Source organism: Clostridium celatum, assembly GCF_021412605.1.
GTDB classification, from domain to species: Bacteria; Bacillota; Clostridia; order Clostridiales; family Clostridiaceae; genus Clostridium; species Clostridium celatum.
In genome coordinates this window covers 1-26,715 of sequence record NZ_JAJKGM010000042.1, presented here as the reverse complement: position 1 = coordinate 26,715, position 26,715 = coordinate 1, and the positions used below count along the sequence as shown (strand labels likewise).

General features: G+C 26.1%; 22 protein-coding genes. 19 read left to right on the top strand and 3 right to left on the bottom strand.

The genetic code is table 11. The annotated features are described in order from the left end of the window. The 18 genes from LPC13_RS17190 to LPC13_RS13915 form a co-directional block, all read left to right on the top strand. Positions 1-138: LPXTG cell wall anchor domain-containing protein (locus LPC13_RS17190; protein WP_407080856.1), on the top strand; the 138-nt coding region annotated here is incomplete at its 5' end. A gap of 496 nt (positions 139-634) precedes the next feature. Continuing rightward, the gene (locus LPC13_RS13995; protein WP_005210744.1) at positions 635-1,306 is read left to right on the top strand and encodes a response regulator transcription factor; all 672 of its coding nucleotides are present in this window, start codon (positions 635-637) and stop codon (positions 1,304-1,306) included. Next, the gene (locus LPC13_RS13990; protein ID WP_005210743.1) at positions 1,303-2,313 is read left to right on the top strand and encodes a sensor histidine kinase; all 1,011 of its coding nucleotides are present in this window, start codon (positions 1,303-1,305) and stop codon (positions 2,311-2,313) included. The genes LPC13_RS13995 and LPC13_RS13990 overlap by 4 nt, the downstream gene beginning before the upstream one ends. 265 nt (positions 2,314-2,578) lie before the next feature. Continuing rightward, positions 2,579-3,346 (top strand): ABC transporter ATP-binding protein, encoded by a 768-nt coding sequence (locus tag LPC13_RS13985; protein ID WP_005210742.1) that lies wholly within the window; start codon positions 2,579-2,581, stop codon positions 3,344-3,346. Further along, positions 3,336-5,390, top strand: coding sequence for an FtsX-like permease family protein (locus LPC13_RS13980; RefSeq protein ID WP_234088899.1), 2,055 nt, complete (start codon positions 3,336-3,338; stop codon positions 5,388-5,390). The genes LPC13_RS13985 and LPC13_RS13980 overlap by 11 nt, the downstream gene beginning before the upstream one ends. 320 nt (positions 5,391-5,710) lie before the next feature. Continuing rightward, complete coding sequence (locus LPC13_RS13975; RefSeq protein WP_234088898.1) at positions 5,711-7,084, top strand: dicarboxylate/amino acid:cation symporter; 1,374 nt, start codon at positions 5,711-5,713, stop codon at positions 7,082-7,084. A 163-nt stretch (positions 7,085-7,247) separates the two neighbouring features. Further along, on the top strand, positions 7,248-7,715 hold the full coding sequence (locus tag LPC13_RS13970) for a UPF0158 family protein (protein ID WP_005210735.1): 468 nt from the start codon (positions 7,248-7,250) through the stop codon (positions 7,713-7,715). 159 nt (positions 7,716-7,874) lie between these two features. Then, the gene (locus LPC13_RS13965; RefSeq protein WP_005210733.1) at positions 7,875-8,957 is read left to right on the top strand and encodes an HpcH/HpaI aldolase/citrate lyase family protein; all 1,083 of its coding nucleotides are present in this window, start codon (positions 7,875-7,877) and stop codon (positions 8,955-8,957) included. Between the two features lie 91 nt (positions 8,958-9,048). Then, positions 9,049-10,263, top strand: coding sequence for a phosphoribosyltransferase domain-containing protein (locus tag LPC13_RS13960; protein WP_005210731.1), 1,215 nt, complete (start codon positions 9,049-9,051; stop codon positions 10,261-10,263). A gap of 2 nt (positions 10,264-10,265) precedes the next feature. Beyond that, positions 10,266-11,387 carry a cysteine protease StiP domain-containing protein gene (locus LPC13_RS13955; protein WP_005210728.1) on the top strand — a complete coding sequence of 374 codons (1,122 nt, stop codon included), beginning with the start codon at positions 10,266-10,268 and terminating at the stop codon, positions 11,385-11,387. Then, positions 11,380-12,159 (top strand): HAD family hydrolase, encoded by a 780-nt coding sequence (locus LPC13_RS13950; protein WP_005210726.1) that lies wholly within the window; start codon positions 11,380-11,382, stop codon positions 12,157-12,159. Before LPC13_RS13955 ends, LPC13_RS13950 begins: the two co-directional genes overlap by 8 nt. Positions 12,160-12,256: 97 nt before the next feature. Further along, on the top strand, positions 12,257-13,801 hold the full coding sequence (locus tag LPC13_RS13945; protein ID WP_005210724.1) for a YceG family protein: 1,545 nt from the start codon (positions 12,257-12,259) through the stop codon (positions 13,799-13,801). Between the two features lie 146 nt (positions 13,802-13,947). Then, positions 13,948-15,378: a toxic anion resistance protein gene (locus tag LPC13_RS13940; protein WP_234088897.1), complete on the top strand. Its 1,431-nt coding sequence runs from the start codon at positions 13,948-13,950 to the stop codon at positions 15,376-15,378. Positions 15,379-15,685: 307 nt separating this feature from the next. Further along, complete coding sequence (locus LPC13_RS13935) at positions 15,686-16,309, top strand: TerD family protein (protein ID WP_005210721.1); 624 nt, start codon at positions 15,686-15,688, stop codon at positions 16,307-16,309. Between the two features lie 44 nt (positions 16,310-16,353). Continuing rightward, positions 16,354-16,932, top strand: a complete 579-nt coding sequence (locus tag LPC13_RS13930) for a TerD family protein (protein WP_005210720.1) — start codon at positions 16,354-16,356, stop codon at positions 16,930-16,932. Between the two features lie 11 nt (positions 16,933-16,943). After that, a complete protein-coding gene (locus LPC13_RS13925) occupies positions 16,944-17,576 on the top strand; it encodes a TerD family protein (RefSeq protein WP_005210717.1) in 633 nt (210 codons plus the stop codon). 233 nt (positions 17,577-17,809) lie between these two features. Continuing rightward, positions 17,810-20,461 (top strand): cation-translocating P-type ATPase, encoded by a 2,652-nt coding sequence (locus LPC13_RS13920; protein WP_207733701.1) that lies wholly within the window; start codon positions 17,810-17,812, stop codon positions 20,459-20,461. 236 nt (positions 20,462-20,697) lie between these two features. Further along, positions 20,698-21,576, top strand: coding sequence for a GGDEF domain-containing protein (locus LPC13_RS13915; protein WP_005210713.1), 879 nt, complete (start codon positions 20,698-20,700; stop codon positions 21,574-21,576). Positions 21,577-21,682: 106 nt separating this feature from the next. On the opposite strand, the gene abc-f is transcribed toward LPC13_RS13915, so the two are convergent. From abc-f to LPC13_RS13900, 3 genes are all read right to left on the bottom strand, one after another. After that, positions 21,683-23,599 carry a ribosomal protection-like ABC-F family protein gene (gene abc-f, locus LPC13_RS13910; RefSeq protein ID WP_195245277.1) on the bottom strand — a complete coding sequence of 639 codons (1,917 nt, stop codon included), beginning with the start codon at positions 23,597-23,599 and terminating at the stop codon, positions 21,683-21,685. Positions 23,600-23,862: 263 nt separating this feature from the next. Then, complete coding sequence (locus LPC13_RS13905; protein WP_195245278.1) at positions 23,863-24,480, bottom strand: DUF4397 domain-containing protein; 618 nt, start codon at positions 24,478-24,480, stop codon at positions 23,863-23,865. Positions 24,481-24,489: 9 nt separating this feature from the next. Then, complete coding sequence (locus LPC13_RS13900; RefSeq protein ID WP_005210708.1) at positions 24,490-25,137, bottom strand: hypothetical protein; 648 nt, start codon at positions 25,135-25,137, stop codon at positions 24,490-24,492. A gap of 156 nt (positions 25,138-25,293) precedes the next feature. Between LPC13_RS13900 and LPC13_RS13895 the strand changes: the two genes are divergently transcribed. Further along, entirely contained in the window at positions 25,294-26,601 is a 1,308-nt protein-coding gene (locus tag LPC13_RS13895) for an aminotransferase class V-fold PLP-dependent enzyme (protein WP_005210706.1), read from the top strand. Positions 26,602-26,715 lie beyond the last annotated feature (114 nt).

Genomic DNA, 26,715 nt, shown 5'->3' with positions numbered 1-26,715 from the left:
AGTGGAAGCACTACTGGAAATTCAAATAGTGGAAAGTTACCACAAACAGGAACAGCAGGTGTAGCTGGAACATTAATCAGTGGAGTTATTGCTTTACTTGGTGGATTAGGTTTAAGTAGAAAAAAGAATAAAAAGTAATAGTTAAAATTTAAGTAAACTATTTATTTTGAACAGGGGTATGAAGGAATTTTATACTCCTGTTTTATTATATAAAGCTTGATTAAATTTTAAATGGAAAGTTAAGAGTTGCTTAATAAAGGATAAGTTTTTTAGGAGTGCTAGTTGATATAATAAATTTAAAACTTACATTTTTGAAAGCTAAATGTAATGAAGATAAATATGAGATTTAAATATATTACATTATAATAAAGACATAACATGAATTATGGGGAGCTGATTATTAATGAAAAAATTAATAGAAGTTATAAAAGTAGTTGGATTAGTTATGTTAGCTGGGTATGATGAGGAAAAATTTCATTTGGCTTAAAAAGAAGTGTAAATTAAATAAAGTTAATTATATAATAAATAAGAAGTAGTATAATATTTAATAAAGCTTTGATTAATAGATAAGAATATTAACAAAGCTTTTAATTTTATAATTTTTGAAATTGGATAAATATGTGAGGAAAATAAAATGACTAAAATTTTTATTATTGAAGATGAGAAAACAATAAGGGATGAGCTTAGTATTTTTTTATCTAGATATGGATATGAAGTAGAAGCACCAACTGAGTTTGAAAATATTATAGATTGTGTAAAGGAGAAAAAGCCTAATTTAATATTATTAGATATTAATTTGCCTATTTTTGATGGATATTATATATGTAGAGAAATTAGAAAATTTTCTGATGTTCCAATAATAATAGTAACAAGTAGAGATAGTGATATTGATGAGCTTATGAGCATGAATTTAGGGGCAGATGATTTTGTCACTAAACCTTATAACACTCAAATATTACTTGCAAGAATTGAATCTATATTAAAAAGAGTATATAAAAATTCAGGTGCTCAAGACGTTTTAGAATATAATGGAATACAAGTTAATTTAGCTAATTGTACTATAAGTTATAATGATAAAACAATTGAAATAACTAAAAATGAATTAAAAATTCTTTCTTATTTAATTAAAAATAAAGGGAATATAGTATCTAGAGAAAATCTAATGAATTATTTATGGGATTGTGAGATGTTTATAGATGACAATACTTTATCAGTAAATGTTACTAGAATCAGAAAAAAGCTTGATGAACTAGGGTTAAGCAATGTTATAGAAACCAGAAGAGGACTAGGGTATATAATATCATGAGTATAATGACATATATAAAAGAGAGAATGTTATTTTTAATAGTTAATTTACTTATATTTTTATTAGTAGCAATATTAATGAAAATAGTAGAAGTACCTGTAAATATAATATTTATCGTTTTTTTTATATGGTTTTTACCATTAACTCTATATATGGCTTTAGAGTTTATTAAATATAAAAGGTATTTAGATAATCTAATTAACACAGTAGAGAATTTAGATAAAAAATATTTATTGCCAGAAGTTATAGAAGAAGCTAAGTTTCAAGAAACAAAAATAATTAATGGTGTTTTAAAAGAATGCAATAAGGCAATGCATGAACAAGTTAAATACTATAGAGATGAGCAAAGTGAATATAGAGAATATATAGAAACTTGGGTTCATGAGATAAAAACTCCAATTGCATCAGCAAAGCTTATATTGGAAAATGATAATAGTGTTTTAAGTGAGAGAATAAATTATGAAATGAAGAGGATAGAAGGCTTTATTGAACAAGTTTTATATTATGCTAGAAGTAATGATGTAAGTAAGGATTATATAATTAAAGAGTTTGATTTGAGAGATGCTGTTATGAAGGCTGTGAAATCCAATAGTAGGGATTTTATTAATAAAAAAATTAAATTAAATATTAAAGATATAAATGGAAGGATATTTAGCGATTCTAAATGGGTAGAGTTTATTATAAATCAAATTATAATAAATGCAGTAAAGTTTTCTAAAAGTAATGAGGGAGAAGTTTCAATATATTCAAAGATAAATGAAAATAATATTATTTTGACTATAGAGGATAATGGAGTTGGAATTAGTGAAAGAGATATAGATAGAGTTTTTGAAAAAGGTTTTACTGGTGAAAATGGACGTAAGTTTGGAAAATCAACTGGAATAGGACTTTATTTATGCAAAAAGCTTTGTAATAAGCTTGGAGTTGGAATGAGTTTAACCTCAAAAGAAAATATAGGAACAAAGGTAAATATAATTTTTCCGCAAGGAAAATTTACGGATTTTTAAGGTTAATTTAAATAAACTATATCCTAAAATACCTAAATAACATTTTTGTCATGTTATTTAGGTATTTTTTTATTAATAATAAGTAAAATCTATCCTATTATTTTATAGTTACAATTTTGTAAGATTACTGAAATGTAATTCAATATGTATATTAGTGACAATACTATAAAATAAGTAATGAAGACAGCGATGATTACAAATACTTAAAGTAATAAATAGCTATTTTTAAAATTTAGATAGATAAAATAATTGGAGGGAAGATTAAATGAAAAATATATTAAAAGTTGAAAAAATAGAAAAGTATTATGGAAATAAAGATAATATAACAAAAGCTATAGATAATATTAGCTTTAGAGTTGATAAAGGAGAATTTGTTGGAATAATGGGTCCATCAGGAAGTGGTAAAACGACACTACTTAATTGCATTTCAACAATAGATACAGTTACTACAGGAAATATCATAATAAATGATAAAGATATTACTAAAATGAAATCAAAGCAATTAGAGAATTTTAGAAAAGATGAATTAGGATTTATTTTTCAGGATTTTAATCTTTTAGATACATTAACAGCGTACGAAAATATAGCATTAGCATTAACTATTCAAGGAATTAAACCAAATAAAATCGATGAAAAAATAAAAGAGATAGCTAATAATCTTGGAATAATGGAAGTTTTAAATAAATATCCATATCAAATGTCAGGAGGACAAAAGCAAAGAGTTGCATCAGCTAGAGCAATTGTAACAAATCCATCATTAATATTAGCTGATGAACCAACAGGAGCTTTAGATTCTAAATCTTCAAGATTACTTTTAGATTCTTTTGAAAAGTTAAATAAAGACTTAGAAGCAACAATTTTAATGGTTACTCATGATGCTTTTACTGCAAGTTATGCTCATAGGATTCTTTTCATTAAAGATGGTAAAGTTTTTAATGAATTAGTAAGAGGAAATGATTCAAGAAGAGAGTTCTTTAATAGAATAATTGAAGTAGTAACATTGCTTGGAGGGGATGTAGAAAATGTATTCTAAAATAGCTATAAATAATGTGAAAAAGAGCTTTAAAGATTATACAATATACTTTTTAACAATAGCTTTTGCAGTTTGTATATTTTATAGCTTTAATTCAATAGAATCTCAAAAAGCAATATTAGATATTAACAAAAGTCAAGAAGAGTATATGACGCTTGTAACAACATTAATATCATATGTTTCTGTATTTGTATCATTTATTTTAGGAGGATTAATCCTATATGCAAATAATTTCTTAATTAAAAAGAGAAAAAAAGAATTAGGGATTTATATGACATTAGGAATGGGAAAAGCGAAAATATCAAGTATATTATTAATTGAAACTTCAATAGTAGGGATATTATCTCTTATAGCAGGTTTAGTACTAGGGGTAGTTGTATCACAAGGTTTATCATTATTTACAGCTAAGTTATTTGATGTTGGAATGACAGAATTTAAGTTTATAGTATCAGGTAGTGCTATTTTAAAAACAGTATTATATTTTACTTTAATATTTGGGGTTTTAATGATATTTAATACAAGAATTATATCAAAGTATAAATTAATTGATATGTTAACTGCAGAAAGAAAAAGTGAAGATATTAAAATAAAAAATCCAATAGTTTCATCAATTATATTTATTGTAGCTATGATAATTTTAGGTACAGCGTATTATTTAGTAACTAAAAGTGGATTAGCTCCAGATAAGTTAGAATTTAAACTTTCAATAGTATTTGGGATAATAGGAACAGCAGGCTTTTTCTATGGAATTGCAGGTTTCTTATTAGCTATAATTCAAAGAAGTAAAAATATATATCTTAAAAAATTAAATATTTTTGTTACAAGACAAGTAAGTAGTAAAGTAAATACAAACTTTGTATCAATGACAGTAATTTCACTTATGTTATTTGTAACTATAGTAGTTTTATCAACAGGATTAAGTTTTAAAAGTGCTATAGAAAAAGGAACAATTGCTCCATATGATGCTTCAATAAAGTTATTTACAGATGAAGATAGTACTTATAAAAGTATGGAGGATGTATTAAAAGAAATTAATTATGAGTTTACTAATAACGAACCTATATTTATTAGTGGTTATGTAATTAAGGGGATAGATGCTAATACTATACTAAAAGATTATGCTGTAGGTGAATTTAAAAAGAGTTTAGATGCAGGAAAGCAAAGATGGGAATACATCGATGCTATTAAGATTTCAGATTATAATAAAATAAGAAGTTTATATGGTGAAGAACCATTAAATATAAATAATAATGAAATATTGGTTACATCTAATTTTACATCAGCTAAAGATTCAGTAAAAAACTTTATTGAAAATAGCCCAAAGGTTAATATTAAAGGAAAAGAATATAAAGTTGCTAATAAAGAATATTTAAGCGAAGCAGTATATAATTCTGAAATAGCAGATAATGTACTGACTATAATAGTACCAGATGATTTTAAAGATATGACTTTAGATGCAGAATATATGAATATGAATTATAAGAATCCTAATGATCCTGCTGAAGAAGAAGAAATGATTAATTTATTTAATTCTTTAAGTGGATATAAAAGTGATGGAGCATTTAGTAGTAGTTATACTAGAGGAGAGGAAGATGAAATTCATAATCTACCAATGATAAGATATACAAAAAGCCAAGTTTATGAAGCTAGTAAGGGTTTAACTACAATGCTACTTTATATAGGGTTATATTTAGGACTTGTATTTTTAATTTCTAGTGCAGCAGTTCTTGCTCTTCAACAATTATCAGAAGCAAGTGATAGTAGTGAGAGATATAAAGCATTAAAGAAAATTGGTGCAACAGAAAAGATGATAAACAAAACTATTTTTACTCAAACTGTAATTTATTTTGCAATGCCATTAATACTTGCAATAGTAAGTTCAATTGTTGGAATATCAGTAGTTAATAAGTTTATAGCTCTATATGGAAAGCCTAATATAGGACCAACAGCATTATTTACTTTAGGTATACTTGTTATAGTATATGGGGGATATTTCTATGTAACATACACAGGGTATAAGAGTATAGTTAAAAACTCAAAGTAAATTTATAAATTAATAATTGACAAAATAATAATTAAATGATAGCATAAAGAAAAAAATCCCTTTAAATTGATTCGAGAAATCAGTAAGGAAGTTATAGTATACTTGTAAGATAGACTTTATGCTTATAAATGGATAGTTAAATATGTTAATATATACTTAAGAATCCATTTGATACATTTAAATGTAAAGAAAAAGTTGTTTTGAATAAGATTATAGTAGCCTTCCTTGTAGGAAGGCTTTTTATATTGTTCAAAAAAGTATATTAAAACCTTATATAGTTATTGAAGTTAGGGAATGAACTAATAAGGAGATGTAAGTAAATGAATAAAAAAATGAACAATAGCAACAAATTAGCCATAAAAATGGCAGCAGCTCTTATCTTAGGGTTAATAGCAGGTATAGGATGTATAATACTTAGAGAAAACTTAAATGGCAATGGGAATGGACATATTTGGACAAGCATAAACAACATTTTATTCCAAGATATATCACAAGAAGGAGCAACAAGTGCTTTAGGAATATTTTATATTTTAGGACAACTATTTGTAAATTCACTTCAATTAGTAATAGTACCAATGGTATTTACATCAATAGCATTAGCTATGTGTAAAATAAGTGATACTAAGAAGCTTGGACGTATTTCATATAAGACTATATTAGGATTTTTATCAACTTCAGTTTTTGCATTAGCATTAGCAGGAGCAATTGGATTTATAATTAAGAATTTAGGATTATTTACAGCAAATGTTGAAAATGTAACAGCTCAAGCAGGGGTTGCAAGTTCTACAAATCCATTATTAATAATAGTTAAAGCAATACCAAATAATATTTTATCAGCATTTTCAACTAACAGTAGTATATTAGCAGTAGTTTTTGTAGCAGTAGTATTAGGACTTTGTATTAATGCATTAGATGATAAGATAAAAGTATTGAAAACTTTATTAGAAGAAGTAAATTCAATCATAACAGTATTTTTAAGTTTTATAATAACAAAGTTTGGGCCAGCAGCAATATTTGTACTTATAACAAGAACATTTGCAATATATGGTGTAGATAACTTAAAACCAGCACTTGTATATGTTGTTACAACAGTAATTGCGTTATTATTATTCTTAGTATTTGGATATGCAATATTTATAGCAATAGGGGCTAGACTTAATCCGATTAAGTTTGTAAAGAAAATAGGGAAAGTTGCATTATTTGGATTTTCAACATCATCTTCAGCAGCAACATTACCTTTAAATACTAAAACAACAACTGAAGAATTAGGTGTTAGTGAAGATATAGCATCATTTATACTACCACTTGGAATGACTATAAATATGAATGGTACAGCAATAATGCAAGTTATAGCAGCAATATTTATAGCAACAAGTGCGGGATATGATGTAACAATAGGTAATATAGTAGTTATTGCATTATTAGCATTAATAGCATCAATTGGTACTCCAGCAGCACCAGGTGCAGGAGCAATAATACTTTTCACAGTATTAACAGGAATGGGATATAATAATGATGCAGCAATACTTGCTTATTCATTAATTCTTGCAATAAATAGACCAATAGAAATGTTAGTAACTTCTTTAAATGTAGTAGGAGATGCTGCAACAAGTGTAGTAGTTGCAAAATCTGAAGGAATGCTTGATGAAAAAGTATATAATAGAGAAGATGTATTAGTAAATGAATTAGCATAATATAATAAAGAAATGCCTATAAGGTTAATCAAATTATGATTTATACCTTAGGGCATTTTATTTTATAATATAAAACCTATAGTATAGAGAATATGTTTATGATAAAATGGTAAGAATCAATATAGAGTTATTTTAGAAAGTAAGTTAGTAAGAGGTAAGAATAATGAAAGTAAATTTAAGTGATCTAATAGAGTGTATAGAGTTTGAAGGAGAATTATTAAGCCATTATTACAATAAAAAAACTGGAGTTATAATATATAAGGAAGATTCAAGCACTTCAAGTTATAAAGCCGAAGATATAAAAAATTTAGAAAGCTTTGAAGAGTGGGAAAGAGAATTAATAGTTAGTTTAAATGATTTAAAAGAAAATCCAAGTGATTATATTCAATTACCTAATAAAGATGAGATTGATGAATATGGGATGATGGAGATGTTTTGTAATACTTTAGAAAATAAAGAATTAGGACAAAAGATATTAGGTGAAGTTAATGGAAAAGATAAGTTTCGTGAATTAAGAGAAGCTATTCAAAATAATGGATTAATGAATGAGTGGTATGATTATAGGGAAAATGCAGAAAAGCAATTAGCAATAAAATGGTGCAAGGATAATGCAATAGAATATACAGAATAGTTAGAAATAAGCACATACTAAAAAATAATTTAGTATGTGCTTGTTTTATAGGGAATAAATCCAAGAAAAAAAATAAAAAATTTGATATAATTAATTAAAAAGTAAAAAAATGAAAAATAATCAATTTATATGTTGTATAAATAAAGGTAGGAATAGAAGTTGAGATATTTTAAATTAGAGGATAAAAATTTATTTTTTAAAGAACCTAAAGAATTTAATAAATGGACCAATAAGGAGATTCTAAAATATTCATTAGGTGCAAATATCTATATGAACGGAGGAAAAGATTTTTTTGAAAAAATAATTTCAGGATATTTTAGTAGCACTGGGGCAATCTCAATTTGTTTTGAAGATGCAGTGAAGGAGAATGAAGTTAAAAGTTTCGAAAAAAATGTAATTAGCAATTTAGATAAGTTACATAAGTATGTATGTAATAATGAAGAAATTAAAAATAATATACCTATGATATTTTTTAGAGTAAGAAATTATGATCAGTTTATTAATTTTGCAGAGAAATTAAATAAAGAGCATTTTAAATATATTACAGGGTTTATTTTCCCTAAATTCAATAGTGAAAATGGACAAAGGTATTTAGACTTTGTAAAAAAGTTAATAGTAAAATATGATGAAATTTTATATGCTATGCCAATTTTAGAAAGTGAAGAAATTATTTATAAAGAAACTAGAATGGAAGAGTTAATAAAGATTAAGAAAATAATAAATTCATATAAAGATATAATTTTGAATATTAGAGTTGGAGGTACTGACTTTTCTTCGAAGTTTGGGTTAAGAAGAAGTGTCAATTCAAATATTTATAATATAAAAGTTGTTAGTGAATGTTTAAGCGACATATTAAATATGTTTTTAAGAGAAAGTGAAGATTATGTTATTTCAGCACCAGTATGGGAATACTTCTCAGAAGATATGAATTCAAAAGAAGTTATAGGATTAATAAAAGAAATTAATTTTGATAAGGAAAATGGATTTTGTGGAAAAACAGTAATTCATCCAAGTCAAATAAAGTATGTAAATGGATTATATGCTATTACATACGAAGAGTATATTGATGCCCAAAATATATTAGGGGAAACAAATGATGGAGGAGTATTTAAGGGATATGGGGGAAACAAGATGAATGAAGTTAAACCACATTATAATTGGGCAAAAAAAATATTATATAGAGCAGAAATTTTTGGCGTATTAAGAGAAGGTATAGAAAATAAAGTTTTGTATACAAAATAGTGAACTACTTTAATAAATAGTTATACTTAAAAATAGTAAAAATGTAGTAAATAAAAGAATTTTAATAATATTAGTTATAGGGGTTATAGGTATGGATATTAAAGTTAAAGAAAATAGATACAATATTAATTTAGATGACTTAATTGTATTAGGAAAAAGAATTAATAATAGTAAAAGAAATTTTTTGTTTATTAGTAAAGTTCTAGGGAAACATATAGAAGTTAAACCTAATATATGTAAAGAAATAGGTGTAAAATTAGCAAGTTTAGTATATGGACAAGATAATGATAAAATATCGTATGAAGATAAAGAAAAGATATGTGTGCTAGGTTTTGCAGAAACAGCAACAGGGCTTGGAATGGCTGTAGCTTCAGCTATAAAAGATAGCTATTATATAACAACTACTAGAGAGGATATAACAGAAATAAAATCTATTTTAAAATTTGAAGAAGAACATTCGCATGCAACTACTCATAAATGTTTTCCATTAGATAAAAGTAAGATTATTAATGCAGATAAAATAATTTTAGTAGATGATGAGATAACCACAGGTAAATCTATGATTAATATAATTAAAGAACTAAAAAAGGTTACTAATGTTAGGGAATATATTGTTTTAAGTATTTTAGATTGGAGAGCTAAAGAATATAAAAATGAGTATACAAGATTAGAAAGTGAAGAAAAGATAAAGGTTGAAGTTCTATCATTAATTTCAGGAGAAATAAGTACAAATGATAAAAAGATATATATTGATAATGATGAAGAGCTTTTAACAGAAAAAACAGCAGTATTCAGAACTAACAATTTAAATAGAATAAACATTGAAACAAGGTTGAACCCAATTGGCGAAAGTTATTTAGCTGATACAGGAAGATTTGGAGTGACATTTAAAGAAATGGAAGAACTAGAAGAGCAATGTAGAGAAACTGCTATAGAAATTGAAAAACTTTTATGGAAAGAAGAAAACGAAAAAATAGATTTATGTGAAGTAAATAATGATTTAAAAGAAATTAATAAAAAGAAAATTTTAGTATTAGGTCATGGTGAAAATATATATATTCCATGTAGAATTGCTTCATATTTAAAGGGGGATGTCTATTTTAAAAGTACAACAAGAAGTCCAATTTATTGCGAAGACAAAGAAGGATATCCAATAAGAGAAAAACATATATTTGAGCATAATGAGGTAAAATACTATTTTTATAACAAAACAAAAATAGAAAATGAATATGATAAAGTAATTTTATTAACAGAAGATGATTTAAATATAAAGTTAACAAATAATATGATAGCAGTAAGGATTTAATTATGATGGCAAGTATGAAGTTAGTGAATCATAGCTATGAAGATGATTGTATATTTTTATTAAAAGACTTAACAGATAAAATTAAAGAAATTACTATAGAAGAGAAAGAGGAGTTAATTAGAAGAGGTATTAATTACTCAGAAATGATTTCAAAAGAAACTAAGCCAAGTGAAGGTGTTAAACGAATATTTTTTAGTATGTTACAAAGAGATAAGAGTATAACAGCATATTATATAGCAAAAGTAGCTGAAATAATATATGGTGAGAAAGGTAACAATCTGGTTATAGTATCATTAGCAAGAGCAGGAACTCCTTATGGGATTTTAATTAAGAAGTATTTAAAATATAAATATAATGTAGATATTCCTCATTATAGTATTTCAATTATAAGAGGTAAAGGAATTGATAATAACGCTTTAAAATATATTTTAAAGGAAAATAAAAACTCTAAAATTCAATTTGTTGATGGATGGACAGGAAAAGGGTCTATTACAAGAGAATTGGATAAATCAGTAAAGGAATTTAATTATAATAATAAAACTAATATAGATAATTCATTAGCTGTTATATCAGATCCAGCGAAATTATGTAGAATTTGTGGTACAAGGGAAGATTTTGGACTAGCTACTTGTTGTTTTAATTCAACAATAAGTGGTTTAGTTAGTAGAACTATTCATAATAAGAATTATATTTATGAAGGTGATTTTCATGGAGCAAAAACTTTATATTATTTAAAGGATGAAGATTTTTCACAGCAATTTATTAACATAATTTTTGAGGAATTTAATAATATAAATATTGATAAAGATGCTTTGAAGCTTGAAGATATAGATAAAGAGTATTCAATTAAGATAACTAATGATATAAGAAATTTATATGATGTCAATAATGTAAATAATATTAAGCTTAGTGTAGGAGAATCTGCACGAGTTTTATTAAGAAGAGATCCAAGAGTTATTTTAGTAAAAAATAAGCGAGATAAAAATATAGAGCACATTATGAAATTAGCAAATGAAAAAGGAATTGATGTTATAGAATATAAGGATAGTAAGTATAATTGTATAGCTATAATAAAGGAAAAACCAGAAAAATATAGTGAAATTAGGGTGAAAGAGAATGAATAGCTTTTATTTTATTACAGATTTAGATAGAACGATTATACATTCTAAAAATAAAGGGTATAAATGTGTTGAAACTATAGGTGATAAAGAAATAACATATATGACAAATGAAGGATATGATAAACTTCAAAAATTACTAAATTTAGATAATTTCAAATTTATACCATGTACTATGAGAAATATAAATCAGACTTTAAGAGTTAATTTTATAAGAGAATATAATCCACAAATAATTATTTGTTCTAATGGTGCTCAAATTTATATTAATGGTGAATTAGATAAAAATTGGGATGAAAAAATGAAGGCTATTTGTAATATAGATGACTTAAATAGAGATATTAGTTATTTAAGGCAGTTAAGTGAAAAGTTTAAAGAAGAAATAAAAGTATTAGAAGTAAGAAGTATAGAGAATTTCTATATTACCATAAAGTGTTTAACAGCAGAAGACGCAGAAAAATTTTATGAGAAGATAAAAGAAAGTTTTAAAGAAAACTTAAAAATAATAAAAATAGAAGTGAAAATATTTATAATTAATAAAAATATAGATAAATCATTTGCCGTAGACTATATTATAAAGAAATTTAACATAAAAAATTTAATAACATCAGGCGATAGTGAAGTAGATAAAGAATTCACTAAGAGAGGAATATCAATTCTTCCAAAACATAGTGCATTTAAGCATAATAACTCAATTATAACTAATAAAAATAAAATTGCATCTACTGAAGATATAGTTGAAATTATAGATGAAATTATGCGAAAAAAGATAATATAATGTAATATTTAGCAAAAAGTTGAAAGAGAATTATGAAATAGGTTAAAATTTAAATATAAGCAATTAGTATTTGAAAGTAAAGAGGTTAAAGTTACAGATGGCTGTGAATTTAAAAAATATTACTAGTTATATGTTTAGAACTATATATGAAAGAGAAGATTCATATAGAAGATTTAAGCCATATTTTTATAGATTTATAGGAGTAGAAGATAGTTCTAAATATGATGATTTTATAAAAACTTTAGAAAGCAAATGTGAAGAGGAAAAGGATAAGTGTATTATATTTGACGGATCTATACCATTAACAGGAGAGCTGGAATTAATACAATATATATTTAATGAACTTGCTTCTATGGATGTTTATAGTATGGCATATCAAGATATAACTATTTTTAATGACTTTGAAATTAATCTTAAGTTTCTTAAAGCTTTAGATTATGTTATTCCTATAGCATGTGCTAAGGAAAATTTCTTTAATGATAATGTAAGAAATAATTTTATAACTAAGCTTATTGTATGGAGCTATTCATATGTAAAAGATATAAAGTATGATTCTAATATAAATCCTAAGTGTATTTACTATGGTAATATTCAAAGACATGAAATCTATTTTTTAATTATGCTTTATAAAATGGGATTTGATGTCATTTATATAAATCCATTAAAAGAAGAACTGTGGAATGAAATTGAAACAGAAGGTTTAAGTGAATGTGTAAAAAGTATGGGATTATTGCCTATTGAAACATTTAAGGAAAAAGCTAAACGAGGAAAAATAATTGAGTGTTTTGAAACTATCACTAAACAAATTCAAAGTGATATAGAAGAACAGTTGTTTTCAAACACTGGAATGTATAAACCTTGGCAATTTAGAAAAGGATATACCAATAGTGTATTGTTAGATACTATATTAGAAGATATTTATATATATTGGAATGAGCCTTGCAAGTTAAGAAGTGGCTTTAAGGTTGAAGGTAATAATGTTAGAGTACCTTGCTTTTTTAAGAAAATAGATGGCATGTATAATGATGAATTTGAATATCAAAAGTTAGTAAAATATTGTGTATCATCTCAAAACACTTTAGTTTTTAATAAAAAGTATTTTTCCGAAGATATAAAATTTACAGATGATATGTACAGTCTTATGTTTTGTCAATTAAGCGATGGTTCTTTTGATATAGAAGAGATTAAAAAACTACCTATATATAAGTTTTCAAAATATAGCGAAGATATTCAAAATTTTTTACTTAAAAAATTTAATGAAACTATAAGTAGAAAAGATTTATTTGTAAATGTGCTTAATAAAGAAGAAGTATTAAGACTTTTAGTATTAGTGTTAGGTATAAATGAAAATATAGTTAGAATGATAGATAATTTTGATTTTACAGGGCAGATACCTAAAATAGTAATTTATCTTGAGGATGAAAATGTACTAGCAGAATCAATGCAAATGCTCTTAGGATATTTACATACAGTAGGAATTGATATAGTTATATTTAATCCATCAGGATTGTTTAATATAAATAATGTTATAAAAGAAACAGCTTTAAATAATTTTAGACTACAAGTTATGAAGTATGATTCGAAATACAATAATTTGATGAATCTGAAACAAGGAGTTTTTTCAAGGTTTTTAAAAAAATAATGAATTAGGTTAAATAAGAAATATAGTAGAATTTAATAAAATTAATAAATTGAAAGATTTCTGAAAATAATTTTTAAAGTAGATATATAACTATTTTTAAAGTTATAGGAGAAAATTTAAAAGATAAAGGATAAGGGTGATATAGAATGATGAATGATGAAAAAAAGGTGTTTGGAGAAAAATTCGGTGATGATAATATTCAAAATGTTGATTTTGAAAATATAAATAATAATTATGAAGGGTTTAATAACTCACAAATGGGGTATCAAGGGCAACAAGGAGGATATCAAAATCCGCAGATGGGATATCAAGGGCAACAAGGAGGATACCAAAATCCACAAATGGGGTATCAAGGGCAACAAGGAGGATGCCAAAATCCGCAAATGAGTTACCAAGGACAACAAGGAGAATACCAAAATCAACAAATGGGATATCAAGGACAACAATATGGTTATCAAAATCCACAAACAATGCAATTTCAAGGACAAGGAATGATGGAGCAAAATAATATGCAGACTCAAGAACAAGTAGATTTTGCTAATATATCTGAGTATAAGCAAAGGCTAAGAGGAATGAAAGAGGTTCAGGATCTTACTAATGAAGTAGAAATTCAAAATCCAAACTCAATAATAATGTTTGGGCAAAATGCAAGTGAAAATATATCTAAGGTTTCAGATGAACTGTTAAACTCAATGAAGGCTGTAAAATCAGAAGAAGCAAGTGAAATGCTGATAAATCTAACTAAAATAATGGATAAATTTGATGTAAAAGAACTTAAGGATAATGAAAAACCTTCAGTATTATCAAAGTTTATTAAAGGAATGGGTAATAGTGTTGCTAAGTTATTCCAAAAATATGATACTATGGGGTATGAAGTAGAAAAGGTATATGTATTACTAAAGAAATATGAAAATGATATCAGAGAATCAAATGCAAATTTAAAGAAGTTATATGATGCCAATCTTCATTTTTATCAACTATTAGAAAAATATATAGTTGCAGGGGAGTTAGCTATAGAAGAAATTGAGGGATATATAAATCAATTATCAATGGATAACTCAATGAATCCAGAGGAAAAGCAAATGTTAACTCAAAAACTTCAAATAAGTAAAGATATGTTAGAGCAACGTGTATATGACCTTCAAATAGCAGAAAATGTTGCTATTCAAGCAGCTCCGATGATTCAAACTATACAAATGTCAAACTTTAATTTAATGAGAAAGATTAATTCATCATTTATAGTTACATTACCTATATTTAAGCAATGCTTAGCTCAAGCTGTTATTTTAAAGAGACAAGAAATACAAGCTAAATCAATTAAACAACTAGATGATAAGACAAATGAACTTATTATGAGAAATGCTCAAAATACAGCTAGACAATCAGTAGAAATAGCAAAAATGGCTTCAGGTAGTTCTGTAGCTATATCAACTTTAGAAAAGTCCTTTGAAACAATAATGAAAGGAATTGAAGAAACAAAGGCTATTCAAGAAGCTAATAAGGCACAAAGAGTAGAAAATTCTGCTAAGCTTGAAAGAATTAAATATAGTATGAAGAAGAATATAGCTAAATCATAAATTTTAAAAGTAGTTTATCTTGAAAAGTTAAAACAAAATTTAATAGAGATATATTAAGAAAATAAGAAATTAAGAATTGAAAATTAAAATTAAATTTTCAATTCTTAAATTTAAATTAGAGAAAAATAAAAATGAAAAAGTTATATAAAAGTGAAATAAAAATCAAAAAGTGGACATACTTAAAAAAAGAAGTAGAAATAAAATTTATTTTGCACCACAAAAAGTGTTGATTAACAGTTTATTAAGTGGTATAATTTATCACATAAGGTAATTAAAAATACATTTAAAAGCGTTAGGGGGAACACAAATGGGAATTAATTTAGGTTCTATGATGGGAAATATGAATGCAACATCTAATAATGGTGTTAATGCATTAAATTTAAAGAAAAATGATGTTTTAAATTTAACAAAAAGAAATCCAGGTCTTAAAAAAGTAATTTTAGGTGCTGGATGGGATGTGGCAACTATTGGTCAAGAGTTTGATTTAGACATAGCGGCATTTTTATTAAATGCCAACGGTAAGGTTCAAAATATTCCTGCGGATGTAATTTTCTTTAACAATATGAGTGGACAAGGAATTTACTTAGAAGGTGATAATAGAACTGGTGCTGGTGAAGGTGATGATGAAAGAATAAGAATAGATTTAGAAGCTATTCCATCTTATGTTGAAAAAATAGTCTTTGTAGTTACTATTCATGAAGCTCAAGCAAAGAGACAAACTTTTGGAATGGTTGAAAATTCATATGTTAGAATATTAGATGAAAAAAATAACGAAAAAGAAATTTGTAGATTTAACTTAAAAGAAAATGGTTCTACTGTTACTTCAGTAATTTTTGCAGAACTATTTAAGGAATTTAATGAATGGCAATTTAAAGCTATCGGAGAAGGAAAGATTGCCGATTTAAATGGAATTTTAGGGTTATACATGTAATTTAGGTAATAAATTTTTATGAAAAAAGAGTTGGAGGGAAAAATATGGTTGGAGTTTTAAATTTACAAAAAAATGATATCTTAGATTTAACTAAAGCAGAACCAGGATTACAACATGTTATGTTAGGTGCTGGTTGGGATGTAGCTAAAAAAGGGTTATTTGGATTTGGGCCAGATTATGATTTAGATTTAATTGCATTATTATTAGATAGTAATGATAAACTTTTAAGAAATGGTGTTGTTTATTTTGGAGCACAAAAAGGTGAAGGAATATATCTACATGGAGATAATAGAACAGGTGCTGGTGATGGAGATGATGAAAAAATATCTGTAGATTTAAATAGATTACCTGCAAATTGTAATAAAGTAGTTTTTGCACTGAATATATATGATGCAGTAGCAAGAAAGCAAAATTTTTCAAAGGTAAAGAATGCATATGTTAGATTATTAAATGAAGATAAGGGAAACAAGGAAATTTGTAGATATAATCTATCAGAAGATGGCGGAGATAATACAGCATTGCTTTTTGCTGAATTAGAAAAAAATAATGGAAGTTGGCAATTTAAAGCTAAGGGAGAATTATTACATGCAACAGTTACTTCATTAGCAAATATGTACAAATAGAGGTGTTAAATATGGGAATTAACTTAGGAACTGGATTTGGAAACTTAAATGGAAATACTAATAACACAAATCAAACATCAGGTATGATTTTAAATTTAAATAAAAATGATATCTTAGACTTAACAAAGAAAAATCCAGGTTTAAGAAATGTAAAGCTTGGAGCAGGTTGGGATATATCAACTAATGGTTCAGATTTTGATTTAGACATAGCAGCATTTTTATTAGATAGAAATAATAAATTTAATGATGTTTCAAATGTAATATTTTTCAATAATAAACAAGGGCAAGGAATTGCATTAGGTGGAGATAATAGAACTGGTGCTGGAGATGGTGATGATGAAACTATAGAAATAAATCTTCAAAATATAAATCCTAGTATAGAAAAAATAGTATTTGTTGTTACAATTCATAATGCAATGCAAAAAAGACAAACTTTTGGTATGATAAATAATTCATATGTTAGATTAGTTGATTTAGATCAAAACGGAAAAGAATTATGTAGATTTAATTTAAAAGAAAATGGATCTACAGCAACTTCAGTAATCTTTGCTGAGTTATATAGAGATGGTCAAGACTGGCAATTTAAGGCTGTTGGAGAAGGAAAGATTGCAGATTTAAATGGAGTATTGGCACTTTATATGTAGTTAAGAAGATTAACTTAGAAACCAAAGAAAAAAAGTCGGCTTAGGCCGACTTTAAAATATATTTAGCTAAAAAGTATAAGCATTAGCTAAATATCATAGTTATTAATATAATTTGTTTTGTTAAAAAAATTTAACAATAAAAATTTTTTAAAAATGAATAATAGATGATAATATATTTATTATAGCATATTGTTATTATTTATAAATTAAAAAGAAGAAAAGGAGTGGATATAATGATAAAGGGTCTTAATAAAGAACAAGTAGAAAAGAGTAGACAGCTTTATGGTGATAATGTTATTCATGAAGCAGAAGCTGAAACGTTTTGGGACAAGTTTAAAGGTGCTTTTGATGATCCAATGATTAAATTGCTTTTAGCAATTGCTGCTATAATGGCTGTTATGGCATGTATGGGATATGCAGAGTTTGGAGAATTAATTGGTATAGCAATTTCTGTATTACTTGTAACTGGAATTTCAGCAAAAACAGAAATTGCAAGTGATAATGAATACAGAAAACTAAAGGATTCTACTAAGAAAGATGTATGTAAGGTACATAGAGATGGAAAAGTAGTCGAAATAGAAGTAAATGAATTAGTTGTAGGAGATATGGTAATTCTTCAAAGTGGAGATAAGATTCCAGCAGATGGATATCTTTATGAAGGTGATTTAAGAGTAGATAACTCAGCACTTAATGGTGAAGCGGAAGAATGCAAAAAAATTGCAGTAGATGATCCTAAGGCTTACAAAGAGGTTGCTATGACTGCTGATGTAACAGGAGATACTTTTGTAGATTCACACTCTTTATTTAGAGGGGCAGTAGTATTTAATGGCGAAGGTGTTATGGAAGTTACTAAGGTTGGGATGAAAACTATGATGGGAGCTATGGCAGAGGACATGGCTGATGATGAAGTAGAAAGCCCATTAAAAGTTAAGCTTACTAAACTTGCAGAGCAAATTTCTATGTTTGGATATATTGGTTCAGTTGTTATTGCATTAGCATTACTTGGTCATAAGGTAATAGTTGCAGGTGGATTTTCTGATTACTTTGCAAGTGGTGGAGTATTAATATTTAAAGATGTATTAGAAGCCATAATGCTTGCTGTTGTTATTGTAGTTATGGCAGTTCCAGAGGGGTTACCTCTTATGATTGCTATTGTTCTTATGAGAAATACATCTAAGATGTTACAAAATAATGTACTTGTTAGAAAGCCAATAGGTATTGAGACAGCAGGTTCATTAAATATTTTATTCTCAGATAAAACAGGGACAATTACTAAAGGTCAATTAGAAGTTGTTGAATTCTTTGATGGTAACTTAAAAGATACTTATAAAGATGGATCAAAAGTAAAAGATATGATGAAGCTTTGTATTGGTAAAAATACAGGTGCCATGTTTGATGCAGAAGGTAGAGTTATAGGGGGAAATGCTACTGATAAAGCATTACTTAATTTCTTAACTCAAAGAGAAATGGAAAAATTGACTAATTTAGAAGTTGAAAAATCGCAAGGATTTAATTCAGCTAATAAATATTCAGCAAGTCAATTAAATGGAAGAACTGTATATAAAGGTGCTCCAGAAAGATTACTTGCTAAAGCTACAAAAATGTTAGATGAAAATGGAAATGTAGTTGCTATTAATAAAGACAAGATTAATGCTAAAATCGATGAATTAGCTGTAAGAGCAATGAGAGTTTTATCATTTGCTTATAGTGAAAGCAAGTTAGTAGAAGACAAGCTTCCAGAAGATTTAGTAATAGTAGGTTTTGTAGGTATTCGTGATGATGTAAGAGTAGAAGCAAAACAAGCTATCGAAGAAGTTCAAAATGCTGGTGTACAAGTTGTAATGATTACTGGAGATAGAAAAGAAACTGCAGTAGCTATTGCAAAAGAAGCAGGATTGTTAAGAGCTAACACTGATGTTGCTTTAACATCAGAAGAATTAAATAAGATGTCAGATGAAGAAGTAAAAGCTATTATACCTAATTTAAGAGTAATTGCAAGAGCATTACCAACTGATAAATCAAGAATGGTAAGACTGGCTCAAGAGCTAAATCTTGTTTGTGGTATGACAGGTGATGGTGTTAATGATGCTCCTGCATTAAAGAGAGCTGATGTTGGATTTGCAATGGGAAGTGGTACTGATGTAGCAAAAGAAGCTGGATCAATAGTAATATTAGATGATAACTTTAAATCTATTGAAAATGCTATTTTATATGGAAGAACAATTTATAATAATATATTAAAATTTATTAAATTCCAATTAACTATAAATGTTGCAGCAGTTGCAGTTTGTGCTATTTCACCATTCTTCGGAATTGAAGAACCGCTTAAAATTACTCATATACTTTGGATTAACTTAGTTATGGATGGGCTTGGTGCATTAGCTTTAGGTTCAGAACCTGCTCTTAAAACGTATATGAAAGAAGCACCTAAATCAAGAACTCAAAGCATAGTTTCACGCACAATGATGAATCAAATAGTCTTTGCAGGTATTTGGGTAACTATATTAAGTTTCTTATTCTTAAAGCTTCCATTCTTTACAGAAATGTTTACAAATACAGAGGAGCATATGACTGCATATTTCTCAATGTTTGTTCTTTGTGCAGTATTTAATGGATTTAATGTAAGAAGCACAAGCACAAATATATTTGAACATATAAATGAAAATATGAGTTTCTTAAAAGTTATGGGAATTATAGTAGTAGTTCAAGTTGTGTTAACAGTTATTGGTGGAGAAGTGTTTAGTTGTACACCAATTACTCCAAGTCATTGGCTTGTTATAATACTTATGGCACTTACAATTATTCCAGTTGATATGATAAGAAAAGTAATATTTAATAGTATAAAAAAAGAAAATGTCAAGGAACAAGTAGTAGAAGCTGCTTAATTATTAAGACAGGGTATTTTTACAGTTTAGTAAAAATACTCTGTCTGTTTTTGTTAATATATTTTAGGTAAGGAAATTTATAATGTTATATATTTTATAAAGAAATATTATAATAAAAATAATTTTTATACAATTAATTCAAAGAATGATAATTTAAATACTTTGAAATATTAAATAAAAGTAATATAATAAAGATGACTTTAATATAATAATATGTCAAAACTTGGGGGTAAAATATGACGAAAAATAAAGAACATTCAATTTCAAACTGTGAATATTTAAATATGATGTTTGATAATGTTAGAATAATTGACCCTATTGAAAAAATAATTATAAAAGAAAATAATGAAAATCAAGATTTAAATAAAAATTGCTTTAATATATGGAATAGAAAAAATCAATGTAAGAATTGTATTTCAATTAGAGCTTATAATGAAAATAATAGCTTTATAAAAATAGAATTTGATGGTGAAAAAATATACTGGGTTATGGCAATGCCTATTAAAATAGATAATAATAGCTATGTAATTGAAACAGTTAAGGATATTACAGATTGTAATATAATAGTCAATGAAAAAGAAAAAACAGCAGAAGAAATAAGTTTTGAAATTAATAAGATGAATAAGTTAATAGTCACAGATGATCTTACTCAATGTTTTAATAGAAGATATATAAAAGAGAGATTGCCAATTGATATGAGATTAGCTAAAAGAAATAAAAGTAATTTATCTATAGCAATACTTGATATTGATTATTTTAAATTAATTAATGATAACTATGGTCATTTAGTAGGAGATTATATTTTGAAAGAAATAGTAAATTTAATTAATAATAATATAAGAGTAGATTTAGATTGGATTGCTAGATATGGTGGAGAGGAATTTTTATTAGTATTTAATAATACATCTAAAGAAACTGCTGTAAAATTGGCTAATAGAATAAGAAATATTATCAGTGATAACATATTTAAATATGATGAAAATGAAATTAAAATCACTGTTAGCGTGGGGATAGCAACAATGGAGGAAGAAATAGAATCAATGGAAAAATTTATTGATATAGCAGATAAAAACTTATATAATGCAAAGAAAAATGGAAGGAATTTAGTTGTTTAATAATAAAAAATCAATTATTAAAATAGTAGGTAATATTTTTAATTAACCATAAGTTTTAATAATTGATTTTTTTTATATTAAATTTTAATAGGATGTATTATAGGTATTAAACTAAACTTTCCCATTCTTCATAAAGTTCAGAAATTAAATTTTCTAAAGATTTAATTTCTGAGTTAACTCTTTGACTTTCACTAGGATTAGAATAAACTTCTTCTAAACAAAGTTGCTCTTGAAGAGCTGTTAGTTCATTTTCTTTATCAGAAATAGTTTTTTCTAAGTTTTTAAGTTTTAGTTGCATAGCTTTAGCTTCTTTTTCAGCTTCACGTTTCTTTTTCTTTTCATCCTTAAGTTGAGTCTTAGTTTTGCCACCAGCTAATTCTTCATAGTCTTCAAATCTACTAGGATTAAGTTTTTTTTCTACATAATAGCTATAATTACCAAGATATTCAGTTACACCATCTTCTTTAAGCTCAAATATACGTCCTATAACTTTATTTAAGAAATATCTATCATGTGATATAACCATTAAAGTACCATCATACTCTAAAATAGCATCTTCTAATGCTTCTCTTGATATAATATCAAGATGGTTAGTAGGTTCATCTAAAAGTAAAAGATTAGATTTAGAAAGCATAAGCTTTAATAAATTAATTCTACATTTTTCTCCACCACTTAAAGTGTTTATAACCTTAAATACATCATCACCAGTAAATAAGAATGAAGCTAAGGCACCTCTAAGTTTTGACGTTGTCATGTCAGGGAAGTTATCCCAAACTTCATCAAGTATAGTTTTATCTAAATTTAAGTTTGATTGTTCTTGATCATAGTATCCTACATTTACATTTGTTCCTAAAACTTTAACTCCAGAATCAGCTTCTACTTTATCCATAATAATTTTAAATAAAGTAGTTTTACCACGACCATTTTCTCCTATTAAAGCAACTTTTTCTCCACGTTTTAAGTCCATAGCTAAGTTACTAAATAAGGTTTTATCACCATAAGATTTAGACATGTTTTCTATATGAAGAACATCATATCCACTTTTTATGGATGCTTCAAATTTAATTTTAGAAGCTTCTTTTTCATGAGTAGGAGCTTCTATTTTTTCCATTTTATCAAGAGCTTTTTCCCTACTTTCAGCAGCTCTAATACTTTTTTCTCTATTAAAAGAACGGAATTTTTCAATTATAGCTTCTTGTCTTTTAATTTCCGCTTGTTGTAAATTGAAAGCCTTAAGTTTTGCTTCATAATTTTTCTTTCTAAGATCTATAAATTTTGTATAAGGAACATTATAACATTCAACTTTACCACCAATTACTTCAAAGGTATTGTTAGTTACTGAATCAAGGAAAAATCTATCATGAGATATTACAAGAACAGTACCTTTATAGTTTTTCATATAATCTTCAAGCCAAGCTATAGCCTCTAAATCTAAGTGGTTAGTAGGCTCGTCTAAAAGTATAATATCAGGCTTACGTAATAAAAGTTTACATAAAGCTATTCTTGTTTTTTGTCCACCACTTAAAGTATTTATTTCTTTATAAAAATCATCTTCTAAAAATCCTAGACCTTTTAAAACTCTTGAAATTTCACCTTTATATACATATCCACCTTTATGTGAATATAAATCTTGAAGTGTTGTATAATCTTTTATAAGTTTATCATGATAAGCAGCATTATTTTCATCATAAGGCTCATTCATTTTTATTTCTAAATTAGATAATCTATCTTCTATATTTAAAAGTTCTTCAAATACAGAAAGTGTTTCTTCATATATATTTTTATTAGAATCTAATTCAAGGTTTTGAGATAAATAACCTAGAGTTTTATTTTTATCAATAAATATCTCACCAGAATCTTGAGATATTTCTTTAGTAATTATTTTAAAAAGAGTAGATTTACCTTCTCCATTTGCACCTATAATACCAACTTTATCACCTTCGTTTATTGAGAAGGTAACATCTTTTAATACATCACGTATTCCATAACTTTTACATATATCTTTACAGCTTAATATAATCATAAATTTCCTCCATTGTTGAAGTTGCATAAGTGAAATTGTAAATTTTCTATAATAATTATACTATTATAATAAAAGCATATCAAACTTTAAAAGCTCTATATTAAAATTAAAAAATACACTACAAACATTATGTTAATAAAAAAAATAAGAGTTAAGGAATAAAGTTATTTTTAGAAATAACCTTTAATGCTTAACTCTTTATTATTAAAAAATATATATTTATACTAAAAATCATACTAGTCATTTTTATTAATAATTAAATTTTATATTAAATCTTCAACAAATAAATATCCTAGAGGTGGTTTATCATTGAATAAACCAATTATATAAATTGTATAAAATTTATTACCATCTAAAGTAAGATTTTTAATATACTTTGCAGTGACTTCAGAAGATCCTAAAAGCACTTCAAAATTATAAATTCCTGATGAAACTTGATAATAGCCTGTAGTTTCTAAATATTCAGCTCCGTTAAATAAGACCGTTCCGTTAGGAAGTGATAATGAAAGTAAAGGAGCATTAGGAGATAAATTTATAAATCTAAGGAATGCAAGAGTTTTTATTACTGGAACATTATCATCTTTCAATTTAAAAAGAAATAAATTATTAGATAAAGTAACAATTGAAATTGTATAATTTGCATTAGGTACTAAATCTACATTTTGAGTTAAAATTGGAGTATCATAAGTTCCAGCTTTATAAATTTGAAATTCATATTCACCAGGTGTTAATAAAGTATAGTTGGAAATTTTTCCAAATGCTAAATTACTAACTATTAATGATCCATTTACATATAAATCAATATTTGGAGCTTTAGCTACAGCATGTAGTATTCGAATGTTTGAATTAACTCTAGGTAAAGAACTTAAAAAATCATTCATTAAACTCACCTACTTTTTACAATTTAATAAAGAAATTTTAATTATTTTCTTTATTAATAATTTGGCTATAGGATAAGGGATTCTATATGCTTTCATTGTTGCTAAAATTCCAGAATAATTTTTTTCAACAATTGCAAAAATATCATCAATTTCTTTTTCAGTGCAAGTATCTTTTCTTACATCAGAATCAAAATCTAATGATATATCAAAATTCTTTAATATATCTAATGGATTAACTAAATTATCTAAATAATCATCACTTAATCTGGATTCATTGTATGAATATAAAAAATCATCATCTTCATCAGGATACTCAAGGTCAAATGTATTATTTTGAGTAGTATTTATATTTTTTTTATCACTAGTAGTATTAGTAGGAGAAATTGGTGTAGTTTGTTCTAGTGTTGGAATATTTTTAGGATATGGTGTTAATGGTGAAGTTTCAATTATTGGTGTATTAGTTATTGGCATAGGTTGTGGACTTAGATTTAATGTCGGAAAATTAAAAGAAAGTGTACCAAAGGTTTTAGTCATAGAAATCTCCTCAAGGTTATAGTTTAAAGGAAAACTATTATTTATTGCTAAAGGATTTTCTATATTTAAAGGAATAAAGTTTAAATCATTGTCATTGTTTATTTTATTTTTATTAGATGCCATTATTAACCTCCAAATAATAATCTATTAATAATATATGACTTTTAGGCACATAGGTTACTTTATAGAATATGACTATAAGTAAGATGATATGACTATAAGGTATATTAATCACATTAAATATACTAAAGGAATAAATTATAGTGGAGGGGATTTTTTATGCATAAGGAAAATATGGAAGATTTAAGAAAACTATTTATAGGGTTGGATAAAAAGGTTATTGTAAATGGAAAAGGAAGAATTGTTCCTATAAATTTTGATAATGCAGCGACCACTCCACCTTTTAAAAGGGTTTTAAAAAAAGTCTTGGAAACTAGTGAGTATTATGGATCAATTGCAAGAGGAGATGGGCAAAAATCACAATATTGTAGTGATCTATATGAAGAATGTAGGAATTATGTTTTAAAATATTTTAATGCACCAGTAGAAAAATATACAGCTATATTTGTAAGTAATACTACAGATGGATTAAACAAGTTATCTAATATATTAATTGAAAAAAGTGATGATATAGTAATTACAACAAGGATGGAACATCACTCTAATGATTTACCTTGGAGAAACAAATGTAATTTAAAGTACGTTGAAACTGATGAAAAAGGTAGAGTGAAAATGGATGAACTTGAAGAGCTTTTAAATAAATATAATGGACAAGTTAAATTAGTTACTGTTACAGGAGCTTCTAACGTTACTGGATATATTAATGATATAAAAAAAATAGCTAAGTTGACTCATAGATGTGGTGGAAAAATAATAGTAGATGGTGCGCAATTAGTTCCACATAAAAAAGTCTCTATGATAAGTGACGATTGTGAAGAAAATATTGATTTTTTAGTATATTCAGCTCATAAAATATATGCACCATTTGGAAGTGGAGCGATAGTTGGACTAAAGGATAGTTTTAATAAGTTAGAGCCTGATATAAAAGGAGGAGGTACAGTTCAAATTGTATTAGATAATCATTTGTTATGGTTAGATACTCCTGAAAAAAATGAGGCAGGAACACCAAATCTTTTTGGGGCAATAGCTATGGTAGAAGCTATGAAGGAAGTTGAAAAAATAGGATTTAAAACAATTGAGAGTAATGAAAAAGAAATATTAGAGTATTTAATAAAGGGTCTTAAAGAATTTAATAAGGTTATTCTTTATGGAGATAATGATAATATAGATGATAGGCTTGGTATTATAGTATTTAATATAGAGGGTATGGGATATGAGGAAGTTGGAGAAAGGCTTGCAGAAATAAGAGCTATAGCTGTAAGGCAAGGGGGATTTTGTTCACATCCATATACAAGAAGAGTACTTGGTATAAAAACAAATGATTTACAACAATATATTAGTAAAAATGGTATTCCAGGAATGGTTAGAGTAAGTCTAGGTATTTATAATACAAAAAAAGAAGTAGATATATTTCTAGAAACTATAGAGTATATGTGCAGGAGATATTTAATAAGATTTAAAAATTGAAGATATGAGGTTAAATATAAAAATAAATGGAATATGGAGGGAGAGTAGATAGATTTGTGTAAAAAACAAATCTATCTACTCTTTTTTGTATGATTAGTTGGTAGATTTGGAATA

Excerpts from the sequence above, each read along its gene's own strand:
- LPC13_RS13995 (WP_005210744.1), top strand. The coding sequence starts at position 635 with ATGACTAAAATTTTTATTATTGAAGATGAGAAAACAATAAGGGATGAG.
- LPC13_RS13990 (WP_005210743.1), top strand. The coding sequence starts at position 1,303 with ATGAGTATAATGACATATATAAAAGAGAGAATGTTATTTTTAATAGTT.
- LPC13_RS13985 (WP_005210742.1), top strand. The coding sequence starts at position 2,579 with ATGAAAAATATATTAAAAGTTGAAAAAATAGAAAAGTATTATGGAAAT.
- LPC13_RS13980 (WP_234088899.1), top strand. The coding sequence starts at position 3,336 with ATGTATTCTAAAATAGCTATAAATAATGTGAAAAAGAGCTTTAAAGAT.
- LPC13_RS13975 (WP_234088898.1), top strand. The coding sequence starts at position 5,711 with ATGAATAAAAAAATGAACAATAGCAACAAATTAGCCATAAAAATGGCA.
- LPC13_RS13970 (WP_005210735.1), top strand. The coding sequence starts at position 7,248 with ATGAAAGTAAATTTAAGTGATCTAATAGAGTGTATAGAGTTTGAAGGA.
- LPC13_RS13960 (WP_005210731.1), top strand. The coding sequence starts at position 9,049 with ATGGATATTAAAGTTAAAGAAAATAGATACAATATTAATTTAGATGAC.
- LPC13_RS13955 (WP_005210728.1), top strand. The coding sequence starts at position 10,266 with ATGATGGCAAGTATGAAGTTAGTGAATCATAGCTATGAAGATGATTGT.
- LPC13_RS13950 (WP_005210726.1), top strand. The coding sequence starts at position 11,380 with ATGAATAGCTTTTATTTTATTACAGATTTAGATAGAACGATTATACAT.
- LPC13_RS13945 (WP_005210724.1), top strand. The coding sequence starts at position 12,257 with ATGGCTGTGAATTTAAAAAATATTACTAGTTATATGTTTAGAACTATA.
- LPC13_RS13940 (WP_234088897.1), top strand. The coding sequence starts at position 13,948 with ATGATGAATGATGAAAAAAAGGTGTTTGGAGAAAAATTCGGTGATGAT.
- LPC13_RS13935 (WP_005210721.1), top strand. The coding sequence starts at position 15,686 with ATGGGAATTAATTTAGGTTCTATGATGGGAAATATGAATGCAACATCT.
- LPC13_RS13930 (WP_005210720.1), top strand. The coding sequence starts at position 16,354 with ATGGTTGGAGTTTTAAATTTACAAAAAAATGATATCTTAGATTTAACT.
- LPC13_RS13925 (WP_005210717.1), top strand. The coding sequence starts at position 16,944 with ATGGGAATTAACTTAGGAACTGGATTTGGAAACTTAAATGGAAATACT.
- LPC13_RS13920 (WP_207733701.1), top strand. The coding sequence starts at position 17,810 with ATGATAAAGGGTCTTAATAAAGAACAAGTAGAAAAGAGTAGACAGCTT.
- LPC13_RS13915 (WP_005210713.1), top strand. The coding sequence starts at position 20,698 with ATGACGAAAAATAAAGAACATTCAATTTCAAACTGTGAATATTTAAAT.
- abc-f (WP_195245277.1), bottom strand. The coding sequence starts at position 23,599 with ATGATTATATTAAGCTGTAAAGATATATGTAAAAGTTATGGAATACGT.
- LPC13_RS13905 (WP_195245278.1), bottom strand. The coding sequence starts at position 24,480 with ATGAATGATTTTTTAAGTTCTTTACCTAGAGTTAATTCAAACATTCGA.
- LPC13_RS13900 (WP_005210708.1), bottom strand. The coding sequence starts at position 25,137 with ATGGCATCTAATAAAAATAAAATAAACAATGACAATGATTTAAACTTT.
- LPC13_RS13895 (WP_005210706.1), top strand. The coding sequence starts at position 25,294 with ATGCATAAGGAAAATATGGAAGATTTAAGAAAACTATTTATAGGGTTG.